Here is a 13498-nt window from a genome sequence, read left to right as displayed (position 1 = left end):
AGGGTAAAGTGAGAACGAGGAAGCAATAGAAAAATTGAGATCTGCCCAGATAAGCAGAGTTTAAAATTTATGCGGTAGCAATGGATGGGTTAGTGTGTATGTGATCGGCTGAACGGAGTTAGCTGAATAATGTATAAGTATCTAATAAAAAATACTTTAATCAGAAAAAACCTTTAGGATTAGGGACAAACAGTACATCTACTTATCCTTATCAATAAAACAGCTATGAAATATGTAAAAAACGCATTTTGTTGATAGTTTAAATCTCGTTATGCTGTCAGCCGTTATAATGAAACTACTAGCTGTACGCCATGTATTTATATACTGATTTCGATCAGCAACTGATCAATGAACGTGTTGCACAGTTCCGTGACCAAACGGAACGTTATTTAGCTGGAAAACTCACTGAAGATGAGTACCGCCCATTACGTCTTCAAAACGGTCTCTATGTACAACGCTATGCGCCAATGTTACGTATTGCTGTGCCTTATGGCTTAATGAATTCAACGCAATTGCGCAAAGTTGCAGAACTTGCAACTGAGTTTGACCGTGGTTATGCACACGTTTCGACCCGTCAGAATATTCAGTTTAACTGGCCTGCGCTAGAAAATGTTCCAGACATGCTTCAAGAGCTAGCTTCTGTACAAATGCATGCAATCCAAACTTCGGGTAACTGTATTCGTAACACCACCACAGATCAATATGCAGGTGTGGTTGCTGGTGAGGTGGCTGACCCACGTCCAACGTGTGAATTGATCCGTCAATGGTCAACCTTCCACCCAGAATTTGCTTTCTTGCCACGTAAGTTCAAGATTGCTGTATCCGCACTTGAAGAAACTGATCGTGCAGCGACCTCATTCCATGATATTGGGGTGTATATCGTTAAAAATGAAGCGGGTGAGATCGGCTATAAAATTAAAGTCGGTGGTGGCTTAGGTCGTACCCCTGTGATTGGTAGTTTCATTCGTGACTTCTTGCCACGTGAAGACCTGATTGCCTATTTAGAAGCAGTACTACGTGTTTATAACTTACACGGTCGTCGTGATAACAAATACAAAGCACGTATTAAGATTTTGGTGAAAGCGTTGACGCCTCAAGTCTTTGCTGAAAAAGTTGAAGCTGAGTTTGCGCACACCATTAAAACTTTAAAAATTCAGCCTGAAATTTTGCAGAAATTAGACGAAGAATTTATACCGTTTGATTATCAAGATTATGCAGATGAAGATTTTTCTGAACAGTTTTCTGCGCATCCCAAATTCAAACAGTGGTTCAATATCAATACCAATGCGCATAAAGTGAAGGGCTATCGTATTGTAACGATTTCGTTGAAGCGTACGGGTATTGCACCAGGTGACGTGACCACGGAAGAGATGAATTTGATTGCAGACCTTGCAGACAAATACACCTTTGGTGAACTGCGGACCACGCATGAGCAAAATATTTCTTTGGTGGATGTTCCGCAAAAAGATTTGTTTGAACTGTGGACTATTCTTGAGAAAAACAATCTAGCACGTGCGCACATCGGTTTCTTAACCGACATTATTTGCTGCCCAGGCGGTGACTTCTGTTCACTGGCAAATGCGAAATCGATTCCTATTTCAGAAGCGATTTCACGCCGTTTTGATGATTTAGATACCATTTATAACCTTGGCAAACTGGATCTGAATATTTCAGGTTGTATGAATGCCTGTGGTCATCACCATGTGGGCAACATTGGTATTTTAGGTGTGGACAAAAAAGGCGCTGAATTCTACCAAATCACTTTGGGTGGTAATGCCGATCATGATGCTTCAATTGGTGACATCTTAGGCCCATCATTTGCAGCTGAAGTTGTGCCAGATATCGTTGAAGAAATTTTAAATACCTATCTTGACCTTCGTGCTGAGGGTGAAGAATTCATCGACACTTATCGCCGTGTGGGCATTCAACCCTTTAAGGAGCGTGCATATGCTTAATCTAGCACTACAAGTCCTCTCTAAAGATGGCTCGATTGCAGACAATACTTATCAAGTGATTGGTGAAGATGGTGTTTTACCGCAAGGTGATGTGGTTTTAACGGTTGAGCATTTAGATCAATTGGCTGAAGTTTCAGGTAAAAAAGCACTCCTTGTTACAGTCGATGCTTCTCCTGAAACGCATGAGTTCCCTTTAGATCAGTTAGATGCCATCTTTATTGATTTTGCGGGCTTTAACGATGGTCGTGGCTATTCATTTGCAGCGCTATTACGTCGCCAAGGTTTTCAAGGTGAACTACGTGCAACAGGTGATGTGTTTAAAGATGTCTTGAATTACATGAAACGTTCAGGCTTTGATACCTTTGTTATTAAAGAAGGTAAAGACATTCTTGAAGCTGCTGCGGGTTTAAATGATTTTAGAAATCCTTATCAAGCATCAACAGCCGTTGCACAAGCCAGTTATCAAACGGGCGCTTAAATTTTCAAGTGAATAAAAAGCTGGACTTCGGTTCAGCTTGTTTGTATTTATACGCAGCATTTTTGATGAACAAATTGAAGAAAAAGAAGCAGGTAGATTGGACATGATGGCACTTTTTGCAAAAAATAATCCTGGTGTCATTTGGCTACTTATTGCTATTGCTACAGATGTGCTTTCGACTTTTTATTCCGCAAAAGGTAATGGCTTGGTCAATAAATTGGATCAAGGCATTGCACTGGTGCTTTATATGATTTCTTTTGCGTGTGCAGCCTATGCCTTAAAATTTATGCAAGCGGGAATTTTATATGTGCTGTGGTCTGGCATTGGTGTCATTGCCACAGCACTCCTTGCTAAAACATTCTTAGGACAGAATATTGATTTGGCTGGATGGCTCGGTATCGGTTTTATTACCGTGGGGCTTACCATTATTGCGCAATTTTCAAATATTGATGTTTAAAAGAAGACGCTTTTATCCCTCTTCTAATTGGCAATTCACCATCCATTTAATTCCAAACTGATCGGTAAATGCACCATAGAGTGCACCCCAAAACGTTTTCTCTAGAGGCATTTCTATTTTTCCATTGACTGAAAGTGCATCAAATAAGCGTTTAGCATCGGCTTGTTCATGGGCATCTAAGTTAATCGAAATATAGTGGTTGTTGCCTACAGTAAAGACGGTATTGCTTTGAGCACAAAACTGATCGTTGGTATCCGAAGCCATCAAAATCGTGCTGGCATTGATGGGAAGTGAAACATGCATGATTTTTTGTTGGTCAGCTTCGGAAAGGGCGACTGAACTTTCATCTGAAGGTAAATCTCCATAACGCATGAAAGTTGCAAACTCTCCACCAAAGATAGATTTGTAAAAATTAAAAGCGGCTTCAGTTTGACCATCAAAGTTGAGGTAGTGATTCAGTTGCATTGTTTTATCCTTGTTGTTTTTTTCGTCGTTATTTTAACAAGTCGTTGAGATCGCCCCTAATACAATCTTGTAATAAAAAATCCCTCGCAGTCGAGGGATTTTCATAAATGTCGCTTTTATATCAGCTAATCATCCAATCTTTTATTGTATAAAATATGTCAATAAAAGAGGGCAACTTGCATCTTAAAGTAATTCAATCGCTACAGCAGTCGCTTCACCACCGCCGATGCATAGTGCCGCAATCCCTTTTTTACCACCTGTGCGTTTAAGCGCATGAATTAAAGTGAGGATAATACGCGAACCTGTTGAGCCGACAGGGTGACCTAGTGCGCAAGCCCCACCATTGATGTTTACTTTTGCAGGATCAAGTTTGAAGTCATCGATTGGACACATAGTCACCATCGCAAAAGCTTCATTGATTTCCCAAAGGTCTACGTCTTGCGCATTCCAACCTGTTTTCTTAAGCACTTTTTCAATTGCACCGACTGGTGCAATAGTGAACTCTGATGGATGTTGTGAGTTCGATGCATAAGCCACAATTTTGGCTAATGGTGCTAAACCTTTGTTCGATGCATTTTCTGCTGAAGTTAAAACCAGTGCGGATGCACCATCCGAGATTGAGCTTGCATTTGCCGCAGTGATGGTGCCGTCTTTAGCAAAAGCAGGACGGAGGCTTGGAATTTTTGCAATGTTGGCGTTAAACGGTTGTTCATCTTTATCAACGACAACATCACCTTTACGGGTTGATACTGTCACAGGCACGATTTCATCGGCAAAGTAACCTTCGTTGACCGCTGTTTGTGCACGTTCCAAAGAGCGAATTGCGAAAGCATCCATTTGCTCACGCGTATAGCCACGGGTATTGGCCATATCTTGTGCAAAAGAACCCATCAAACGACCTGTTTCAGCATCTTCTAAACCGTCAAGGAACATGTGGTCTTTAACATCGCCATGCCCCATACGGTAGCCGGCGCGTGCTTTGGTTAAAATATAAGGTGCATTGGTCATCGACTCCATGCCACCTGCAACCACGATATTTGCCGAACCTGCTTTGATCATATCCGCAGCTTGCATTACCGCTTTCATGCCAGAGCCACATAACTTATTAATGGTCACGGCACCTGTTGAATCAGGTAAACCTGCTTGGCGCATTGCTTGGCGTGCTGGACCTTGCTTTAATCCCGCAGGTAGAACACACCCCATGATTACTTCTTCTACATCGTTTGCGTGTAGGCCAGCACGAGCAATAGCTTCTTTAATCGTCACAGCACCGAGTTCAGGAGCGGTTACACTGGCTAAACTACCTTGAAAACCGCCCATTGCCGTACGAGCACCATTCACAATTACGATGTCTGTCATTTTCTTCTCCGAATCACTTATACGTTTTGTTGGAAACTTAAGCAGTATATGCAAATTTGCTAGAGAGAAAAGCTGAAAACGTGATTATGGACTCATGGGTCTAGTTACAGGTATTGAGTGGTTCGGGGCGGACCTGTCCCATTTTGCTCATGACCAATTTAAAGTGATCCTGACTTTGTAAAGAGCAGTAAAAGAAGGTTCCATTTGAGCCAAGGGGCAAGCCATTTTCAGCTTTAAAGCTTAAGGATGGAAGATTGAGTGTGCCGCGCCAATCAAGATTGCCATATTTGAGCTGCTGTTGTTCTGTCTGAATAATCGTTTCACTGGTATCTACTCGTCGGTTTTTATTATTATCGATAAATACAATAAAGCCTGTGTTCCATTGATGATTTTGACATTGAACGAGGTCTTGACTTGGACAAATGGTGATATTTTTACGTTGTAAATTGGCCATATTTTTGGCTGCCTGAATACTATTCCTTAATGTATTCAATGTTTTGATTCGCTCTTGCGAGGCCATATACTGATGAAAGTGAGGAAGCGCGATTGTACAAATGATCATAATAATGCTAATAGTGATCATGAGTTCAAATAAGGTGAACCCTTTTTTATTGATAAAAAACATATGGTTATCCAGTTTTATTGTTATGGGCTATTTTTTATTTATTAAAGCTTTGTTTATCAAACAAATTTTATACATAATTAGTAGTACTCAACTTGTTTAAAAAGCTGTTAAAATGTAAGACAAGTGAAAATAAGCTATTCGCAAGTAAAAATTGAGTAAAAAATTACCGAATTACAACGGAAATTGTAAGTAATTTTGTCAATAATTTACTTGATTAAAGTTATCAAGCACTTGGAAAAAAAATAAAGTGTTTGTATGATTCATTGCGAATAGCTTAAAAATAAAACTGGGGTATAAAAAAGCCTATCTCAGAATGGTTAAATAATTTTAAGCTTAAGCTTGAAAAACAATTGTTATCTCTGGAGGATAAATCCATGAAAATGAGTCGTATTGCATTAGCAATGCTCGTAGCTGCTCCTTTAGCTGCTGCAAACGCGGGCGTAACTGTTACTCCATTAATGCTTGGTTACACTTGGCAAGACAGTCAACACAACAACGGTGTTGACCATTTAACTTCTGGTCCTGAAATTCAAGACGATTTATTTGTTGGCGCTGCACTTGGTGTTGAATTGACTCCTTGGTTAGGTTTCGAAGCTGAATACAACCAAGTTAAAGGTGATGTAGACGGTCTTGCTGCTGGCGCTGAATACAAGCAAACTCAAATCAACGGTAACTTCTATGCTACTTCTGATTTGATCACTAAAAACTACGACAGCAAAATCAAGCCATACGTACTTTTAGGTGCTGGTCACTACAAGTATGACATCGATGGTATTGCGAAAAATGAAGAAGGTACTTTAGGTAATGCTGGTTTCGGTGCTTTCTGGCGCTTGAACGATGCTTTGTCTCTACGTACTGAAGCTCGTGCTACTTACAACATCGATGAAGATTTCTGGAACTACACAGCGCTTGCTGGTCTTAACGTAGTTCTTGGTGGTCACTTGAAACCTGCTGCTCCAGTAGTAGAAGTTGCTCCAGTTGAGCCAGTTGCTCCAGTTGAACCACAAGAGTTAACTGAAGACCTTAACATGGAACTTCGTGTGTTCTTTGATACAAACAAATCAAACATCAAAGACCAATACAAGCCAGAAATCGCTAAAGTTGCTGAGAAGTTAGTTGAATATCCAAACGCTACTGCTCGCATCGAAGGTCACACAGACAACACTGGTCCACGTGCATTGAACGAACGTTTATCTTTAGCTCGTGCTAACTCTGTTAAATCGTCTCTAGTAAACGAATACAACGTTGACCCAGCTCGTTTGTCTACTCAAGGTTTCGCTTGGGACCAACCGATTGCTGACAACAACACTAAAGAAGGCCGTGCTATGAACCGTCGTGTATTCGCGACAATTTATGGCAGCCGTACAGTTCAAGCTAAATAATCTGATTATAAAAAAAAAACACGACTCTTCGGAGTCGTTTTTTTATGTCTAAAACAATGGAATATATGTTAACGCGTGTGGATGAAAATAAGCTCGAGCTCAATGCAAGAGTCTTTAAGACTTACGGTGGTCATGGTCATTTACGTATAGGATATAAGACACTGTTAGAAATATTTAATTTTAGAGGATGAATATAAGAAGAATGAACAGGGGATTTCCATTGCTCATGCTTCACGACATCGATAATAATTTTGCCTTTTGAATGAATGGATATTTCTAATTATTTAGTTTTATAAAGATTTGTTTGTCAGCGAGATAATATTTCTGGCTTGATATTTAGGGTCTAGGAATTAGATCAAGCTCAGTACTTAATGAACCGTAACATTTAGTTATGGCTGTCCGAATAGGGAGCTAAATCAAGTATGTCCTTTTTACTTTCTAAGTATGTCACTTTTTACTTTCTAAGTATGTCAATTGTTCATCGAACAAGTGAGCCGATATTGATGGAAGAGTATTAACTAATTTTAGGCTAGATCCGAATTATAGGTATCGATTTTATGTGATTTCAATAATTGGACTGTCTTATTAAAAATTTCTTTATTAATTAATGTATTATATTTTTAGTGAATGAGTAAGCGATGAAATGAAGAAAATAAAAAACAGCCCGAAGGCTGTCTTTTATTATGAATGGATTTTATTCGCGATCTGGATTCATTGGACTGACATCCATTTCTTGGTAAGAAACCAGTTTGGTTTTGTATTTCCATTTATAGCCTAGCCAAATCGCTAAGAATAAGAAAATACCAATATAGGTCGATAAAACCGAGAGCCATTCGCCATCAAGTACTGCTTGGTAGTTTTGACCTAAAACAACAATCGCACACAGAATAAAAGCAAACCATGGGGCAAAGGGAAAGAATTTCGCACGATAAGCTAAGTCTTCAACCTTATGACCTTGGGCAACATAGCCTTTACGGAAACGATAGTGTGAAACAGCAATCCCTAACCAAACAATAAAGCCACACATACCTGACATGTTGAGCAGCCAGTTGAAGACTTGTTCTTCACCAATGAAAGTAGTTAAAAAACAAAGTGCAGCAATAGCTGTTGTCGCATAAAGCGCATTCATGGGTACGCCGCGAGGGTCTAATTTGGCAAAAACTTTAGGTGCACTGCCATTTTGAGCCATATTGAACAGCATGCGCGTCGATGAATACATCCCTGAGTTACCTGCCGATAGAATAGCGGTTAAAATCACAGCATTCATCACGCTGGCAGCAAAGGCAAACCCAGCTTTTTCATAGAGTAAGGTAAATGGAGAGAGTGCAATATTCTCTGATGAAGCTGCTTGTAGCAGAAGTGGATCATCATATGAAATGAGCGTGCCGATAATGAAAATACACACCACATAAAACAGTAGAATACGCCAAAAAATCTGTTTGATGGCAATCGGAATCGTCTTTTGCGGATCTTTCGATTCACCTGCAGCAACACCGACCATTTCGGTACCTTGAAACGAGAACCCTGCAATCATCGCTACACCAATCAGTGCAGATAAGCCACCAACGAAGGGCGCTTCACCTTTGGTCCAGTTGGCAAAAGTTGCGACACCAGGCGTCATCATTATTTTAGCAATCATGAAAATACCAATGATGATAAACACAATGATGGCAAGGACTTTTACCAAGGAGAAGAAGAATTCACTTTCACCAAAGCCTTTGACTGTCAGTGCATTGATCCCAAAGACGACAGCTAAGAAGAGAGCACTCCAGTAGAAACCGGGCAGGTCGGGAAACCAGAATTTCATGATGAATTGGACTGCAACCAATTCAAATGCAACCGTAATGGCCCAGTTATACCAATAGTTCCAGCCAAGGGCGAAACCAAAACCGCCCTCAACATACTTGGTGCCATAGGTGAAAAAGGCACCCGATGTTGGGTTGTGTGTTGCCAACTCACCCAGACTGGTCATGAGAAAGTAAATCATCACACCAATTAAGCAGTAGGCCAATAACGCCCCGCCAGGGCCAGCATTTGCAATGGTTGCACCTGAGGCAAGGAATAAACCTGTACCAATTGAACCACCAATGGCGATCATATTCAGATGGCGAGCTCCAAGCTTCCGCTTGAGTTGAGCTGGTTGAGTCGTTTCGCTCATCATTGTTCCTTAAGATTTCTTTTGTGTGCTAGCAAACAGCACTATAAAGCCTTGTTGATCGGCTTTGGTTGTACATTGGCCAAAACTTTGCTCAATGAGTAATGGGTAATTCAGAAAGCGGTTGGCAACAATCCACAACTCGCCATCCGATTTAAGATGGCGACGGGATGTTTTGCATAAATTTTCGCTGGCATTGTAATCTGTATGAATGCCTTGATGGAATGGGGGATTGCTGACGATTGCGTGTAAAAACAGAGGAGCATCCTCAATTCCGTGTACCGCTTTAATCTCAAGTTGTTCTGGTAAAAGGTTATTTTTCTCAAAAGTCATTTTTGTTGAAGCGAGTGCAAAGGCATCGACATCCAGTGCAAAAATGCGATTTTTCGGATTTAACTTGGCCAAATAAGCACTGATCACGCCTGCACCACAGCCAAAGTCTGCAATTTTTCCAGAAGTGACCTGTGAAAGGTGAGGCAATAACACTGCTGTGCCCACGTCTAGACGATTTTGACTAAATACACCCGGTAATGCACAAATCTGTAATTCACCTTTCGGGGTTGGCACTGTATAGAGTTGAGCCCAATCGGCCAAAGGTTTTGCGGTTACGGTTTTTTCGGTGATTAACTGCCACATTTGACAATGTCGAGCGCTGTCTAATTTGAGGGTTTTACCAAAAGGTTGCAGCTGTTTAGAGGCGCGTTCTACACCGCCTTTCTTTTCACCAACTAAAAAGATCGATGCGCCTACGGCCAAACGACTCACCAGTTGGTGTAGCACATAATTGAGTAGTTCTTTTGACTTTGGAACAAACACGATGGCTTGATCAAAAGCGACATCAGGCAAATCTGTACCAAAATGCACATCACTTTGTTGGTTTTGGAAATATTGTAATTCGTTAAAATTCCATGTCCAAAAATGTGGTTCTACAGTACCAATTAACTGTGTGTTTAATTCGTCACACGGTGCATTGACCAGTAAAACTGAACCAGAGAGAAATTCTTGCTGGCGAAGAACAACTTCACTTCGTGGATCCATTTTATATACTCCATTGTAAAAACGATGCCCAGACAGTGCTGGGCAAAGTGCATACTGAAATGAACAATTATTTCTTCGTTTCAGGAAGAATAATATTTAATAACAAGGCTGCAATACCACCTGTCGCAACACCTGAACTGAAGATGTTACGGAATAATTCAGGTAAGTGTTCCAAAATTTGTGGAACTTGTGCAACACCTAAGCCGAGTGCCAATGAAATGGCAATAATCAGTAGTGCGCGGCGGTCAAGATGAATACCTGACAGAATGTTAATTCCAGAAGCTGCTACAGCTCCAAACATCACCATTACAGCGCCGCCTAAAACAGCTTGAGGCACTGCCTGAATCACACCTGCAACAGCAGGGAGTAAACCTAGAATCACCAATAATGCGGCAATCCAGATGCCGACATAACGGCTCGCAACGCCAGTGAGTTGAATTACGCCATTGTTTTGTGCAAAGACCGAGCTAGGGAAGGTGTTGAAAATACCCGCAAGGAAAGAGTTTGCACCATTCACCAAGACACCACCTTTAATACGCTCCATCCATGTAGCATCATCGACAGGTTGGTTCGAGAGTTTAGAGGTTGCTGTAATATCACCAATTGCTTCTAAAGACGTCACTAAATAGATGAAGGCCATTGGAATAAACAAGCTCCAAGAGAAGCTGAGTCCAAAATGCATAGGCGTCGGAACTTGTACTAAAGGCGCATCTTTTAAACCTGAAAAATCCAGATGCCCCATAAAGCCTGCAAGAGTGTAGCCTGCAATTAAGGCAATTAAGATAGCTGAACTTTTTACCCATGTAATACGGATGCGATTCAGCAAGATAATTAAGCCTAAAACCGTACACGACATGATTAGGTTGTCTGCATTGGCAAAGGTATTGTTTGACATGGCTTGATAGCCACCACCCATGCTGATCAGACCTTCTTTAATGAGAGTCAAACCAATCAATAACACCACAATGCCTGTTACCAATGGGGTAATGAGCATTTTTACCCACGGCAGAATACGTGACACGCCCATTTCAATAAATGAACCTGCGATTACCACACCAAAAATTGCAGCCATGACAGACTCTACAGGAGTACCTGCAGCAACCATGGCAGAGCCAATTCCAATAATCGGCCCGATAAAGTTAAAACTGGTGCCCTGAACAATCAATAAGCCTGCACCAAAAGGTCCAACTTTTTTACATTGTAAGAAGGTTGCAATCCCTGAGATGACCAAAGACATGGATAAAATCATGTTGGTGTCTTCTTTCGACACACCAAGCGCTAGGCAGATAAGTAAGCCCGGAGTAACAATTGGGACAATAATTGCAAGGAGATGTTGAAAGGCAGCAAGAAAAGCAATGATTGGGCGAGGGCGGTCGTTTAAACCATAGACCAAATCGAGTTGATCTGTTTGATTGGAAGAGAGATTTTGATCAGACATATGTCAAAGGGTGTTAGCAAGGTGGCGCTATTCTAATCGCTTTACACAGCTTTACAAAATTAATTACACACCACTTATCAAAAAAAATGAGTCTGTCAATAAACTGTCACTACTAAATTCTATTATTTTTCTGTATAATTTGCCCTCAAACTTTAGGCGTATCGAATTTACATGTCAGATATCAAAACTCTCCGCAACATTGCCATCATTGCGCACGTTGACCACGGTAAAACCACTCTAGTAGACAAACTTTTACAGCAATCAGGTGCACTTGGCGATCGTGCAGGCGAGATTGAGCGTGTCATGGATTCAGGCGCGATTGAAAGTGAACGTGGTATTACCATTCTTGCAAAAAACACTGCAATCAAATGGTTAGATGCACGTACCAATACAGAATACCGTATTAACATCGTCGACACCCCAGGACACGCGGACTTCGGTGGTGAAGTTGAACGTGTAATGTCGATGGTTGACTGTGTACTTCTTCTTGTTGACTCTCAAGAAGGCCCAATGCCACAAACTCGTTTCGTAACGCAAAAAGCGTTCGCACGTGGTTTGAAGCCAATCGTAATTATCAACAAAGTCGACAAGCCAAGTGCGCGTCCAGATTGGGTTATTGACCAAGTATTTGATTTGTTTGATAACCTTGGTGGTTCTGACGAACAGTTAGACTTCCCAGTTGTTTACGCTTCAGGTCTTCGTGGTGTTGCTGGTCCATCTCCAGAAGAACTTGCTGAAGATATGACTCCATTGTTCCAAACCATCGTAGACATTGTTGAGCCACCAGCAGTTGATGTTGATGGTCCATTCCAAATGCAGATTTCTTCACTTGACTATAACAGCTTCGTAGGTGTTATCGGTGTTGGTCGTATTCAACGTGGTTCAGTTGGTCTGAACACTCAAGTTACTGTAATTGATAAAGAAGGTAAGACTCGTAACGGTCGTATCTTAAAAATCATGGGTTACCACGGTTTAGAACGTGTTGATGTTGATTCTGCTCAAGCAGGCGATATCGTATGTATCACAGGTATTGATGAGCTTCATATCTCTGACACAATTTGTGATCCGAAAAATGTTGAAGCTTTACCACCATTGTCTGTAGATGAACCTACAGTAACGATGACTTTCCAAGTAAACAACTCACCGTTTGCGGGTAAAGAAGGTAAATTCGTAACTTCACGTAACATTCGTGAGCGTTTAGACCGCGAATTGATTCATAACGTAGCGTTACGTGTTGAAGATACTGACAGTCCAGACCGTTTCAAAGTATCTGGTCGTGGTGAACTTCACCTTTCAGTTCTTATTGAAAACATGCGTCGTGAAGGCTTCGAGATGGGCGTATCTCGTCCACAAGTAATCTTGAAAGAAGTTGATGGCGAAAAACAAGAGCCATACGAAAATGTAACATTTGACGTTGAAGAACAGCACCAAGGTTCTGTAATGGAACAAATGGGTCACCGTAAAGGTGAAATGACGAATATGGAAGTTGACGGTAAAGGCCGTATCCGTATTGAAGCAACTGTTCCTTCACGTGGCTTAATTGGTTTCCGTTCTGAATTCTTGACCATGACTTCTGGTACAGGAATCATGACTTCAAGCTTCTCGCACTACGGTCCAATGAAACAAGGTACTGTTGCGAAACGTCAAAACGGTGTGTTGATTTCTATGGTTCAAGGTACTTGCCTTGGCTATGCATTGTTCACATTGCAAGACCGTGGTCGTCTATTTGCTAAACCTCAGTTAGAAGTTTACGAAGGTATGATCATTGGTATTAACTCTCGTTCAGATGACATGACAGTTAACCCAACTAAAGCAAAACAGTTAACAAACGTACGTGCTTCTGGTACTGATGATGCGTTGACTCTTGTTCCTGCTGTTGAATATACGCTTGAGCAAGCGCTTGAATTCATTGAAGATGATGAATTGGTTGAAGTAACACCTAAGTCAATCCGTATCCGTAAGCGTTACTTGACTGAAAACGAACGTAAACGTAACCGTTCTGGTAAATAAGTTTTAAAAATGATGTTGCCCCCATGCGGGGCCGCAACATTTAAAAATGCCATCAATTTATTGATGGCATTTTTTTGTTTAAAATTAGCAAACCAATATATAAAAGCAGATGATTTCCGAGTAAATTACGTGGAAA

Annotated in this window: 11 protein-coding genes; 5 read left to right on the top strand and 6 right to left on the bottom strand. The window is 41.1% G+C overall.

Annotation, left to right across the window (positions count from 1 at the left end; translation table 11 throughout):
- Window positions 1-311 precede the first annotated feature (311 nt).
- The 3 genes from WH214_RS06475 (at window position 312) to WH214_RS06465 (ending at window position 2890) form a co-directional block, all read left to right on the top strand.
- A complete protein-coding gene (locus WH214_RS06475; protein ID WP_339422227.1) occupies window positions 312-1955 on the top strand; it encodes a nitrite/sulfite reductase in 1644 nt (547 codons plus the stop codon).
- Window positions 1948-2433, top strand: a complete 486-nt coding sequence (locus tag WH214_RS06470; protein ID WP_339422228.1) for a DUF934 domain-containing protein — start codon at window positions 1948-1950, stop codon at window positions 2431-2433. Before WH214_RS06475 ends, WH214_RS06470 begins: the two co-directional genes overlap by 8 nt.
- A gap of 103 nt (window positions 2434-2536) precedes the next feature.
- Window positions 2537-2890 (top strand): DMT family transporter, encoded by a 354-nt coding sequence (locus WH214_RS06465; RefSeq protein WP_339422229.1) that lies wholly within the window; start codon window positions 2537-2539, stop codon window positions 2888-2890.
- Between the two features lie 12 nt (window positions 2891-2902).
- On the opposite strand, the gene WH214_RS06460 is transcribed toward WH214_RS06465, so the two are convergent.
- The 3 genes from WH214_RS06460 to WH214_RS06450 all read right to left on the bottom strand — a co-directional run bounded on the left by WH214_RS06460 (window position 2903) and on the right by WH214_RS06450 (window position 5339).
- Window positions 2903-3355, bottom strand: coding sequence for a VOC family protein (locus WH214_RS06460; protein WP_339422230.1), 453 nt, complete (start codon window positions 3353-3355; stop codon window positions 2903-2905).
- A 183-nt stretch (window positions 3356-3538) separates the two neighbouring features.
- Window positions 3539-4714 carry a thiolase family protein gene (locus WH214_RS06455; protein ID WP_279688370.1) on the bottom strand — a complete coding sequence of 392 codons (1176 nt, stop codon included), beginning with the start codon at window positions 4712-4714 and terminating at the stop codon, window positions 3539-3541.
- Window positions 4715-4814: 100 nt separating this feature from the next.
- Complete coding sequence (locus tag WH214_RS06450) at window positions 4815-5339, bottom strand: GspH/FimT family pseudopilin (RefSeq protein ID WP_339422231.1); 525 nt, start codon at window positions 5337-5339, stop codon at window positions 4815-4817.
- Window positions 5340-5713: 374 nt separating this feature from the next.
- On the opposite strand from WH214_RS06450, the gene omp38 reads away from it, so the two are divergent.
- Entirely contained in the window at window positions 5714-6721 is a 1008-nt protein-coding gene (gene omp38 / locus WH214_RS06445; RefSeq protein ID WP_339993057.1) for an outer membrane protein Omp38, read from the top strand.
- Window positions 6722-7415: 694 nt separating this feature from the next.
- On the opposite strand, the gene WH214_RS06440 is transcribed toward omp38, so the two are convergent.
- The 3 genes from WH214_RS06440 to WH214_RS06430 all read right to left on the bottom strand — a co-directional run bounded on the left by WH214_RS06440 (window position 7416) and on the right by WH214_RS06430 (window position 11352).
- On the bottom strand, window positions 7416-8879 hold the full coding sequence (locus tag WH214_RS06440) for an amino acid permease (RefSeq protein ID WP_005400253.1): 1464 nt from the start codon (window positions 8877-8879) through the stop codon (window positions 7416-7418).
- A 9-nt stretch (window positions 8880-8888) separates the two neighbouring features.
- Complete coding sequence (locus WH214_RS06435) at window positions 8889-9914, bottom strand: class I SAM-dependent methyltransferase (RefSeq protein WP_339422232.1); 1026 nt, start codon at window positions 9912-9914, stop codon at window positions 8889-8891.
- A gap of 67 nt (window positions 9915-9981) precedes the next feature.
- Window positions 9982-11352, bottom strand: a complete 1371-nt coding sequence (locus tag WH214_RS06430) for a uracil-xanthine permease family protein (RefSeq protein ID WP_339422233.1) — start codon at window positions 11350-11352, stop codon at window positions 9982-9984.
- Between the two features lie 171 nt (window positions 11353-11523).
- On the opposite strand from WH214_RS06430, the gene typA reads away from it, so the two are divergent.
- Window positions 11524-13362, top strand: a complete 1839-nt coding sequence (gene typA / locus WH214_RS06425; protein ID WP_004695169.1) for a translational GTPase TypA — start codon at window positions 11524-11526, stop codon at window positions 13360-13362.
- Window positions 13363-13498: the final 136 nt, after the last annotated feature.

The organism is Acinetobacter sp. MYb191, from assembly GCF_037572605.1.
GTDB classification, from domain to species: Bacteria; Pseudomonadota; Gammaproteobacteria; order Pseudomonadales; family Moraxellaceae; genus Acinetobacter; species Acinetobacter johnsonii.
The sequence above is the reverse complement of the archived record's forward strand: the minus strand, read 5'-3'. Positions and strand labels throughout refer to the sequence as shown.

Coding starts and splice junctions, on each gene's coding strand:
- WH214_RS06475 (WP_339422227.1), top strand. CDS start 312: ATGTATTTATATACTGATTTCGATCAGCAACTGATCAATGAACGTGTT.
- WH214_RS06470 (WP_339422228.1), top strand. CDS start 1,948: ATGCTTAATCTAGCACTACAAGTCCTCTCTAAAGATGGCTCGATTGCA.
- WH214_RS06465 (WP_339422229.1), top strand. CDS start 2,537: ATGATGGCACTTTTTGCAAAAAATAATCCTGGTGTCATTTGGCTACTT.
- WH214_RS06460 (WP_339422230.1), bottom strand. CDS start 3,355: ATGCAACTGAATCACTACCTCAACTTTGATGGTCAAACTGAAGCCGCT.
- WH214_RS06455 (WP_279688370.1), bottom strand. CDS start 4,714: ATGACAGACATCGTAATTGTGAATGGTGCTCGTACGGCAATGGGCGGT.
- WH214_RS06450 (WP_339422231.1), bottom strand. CDS start 5,339: ATGTTTTTTATCAATAAAAAAGGGTTCACCTTATTTGAACTCATGATC.
- omp38 (WP_339993057.1), top strand. CDS start 5,714: ATGAAAATGAGTCGTATTGCATTAGCAATGCTCGTAGCTGCTCCTTTA.
- WH214_RS06440 (WP_005400253.1), bottom strand. CDS start 8,879: ATGAGCGAAACGACTCAACCAGCTCAACTCAAGCGGAAGCTTGGAGCT.
- WH214_RS06435 (WP_339422232.1), bottom strand. CDS start 9,914: ATGGATCCACGAAGTGAAGTTGTTCTTCGCCAGCAAGAATTTCTCTCT.
- WH214_RS06430 (WP_339422233.1), bottom strand. CDS start 11,352: ATGTCTGATCAAAATCTCTCTTCCAATCAAACAGATCAACTCGATTTG.
- typA (WP_004695169.1), top strand. CDS start 11,524: ATGTCAGATATCAAAACTCTCCGCAACATTGCCATCATTGCGCACGTT.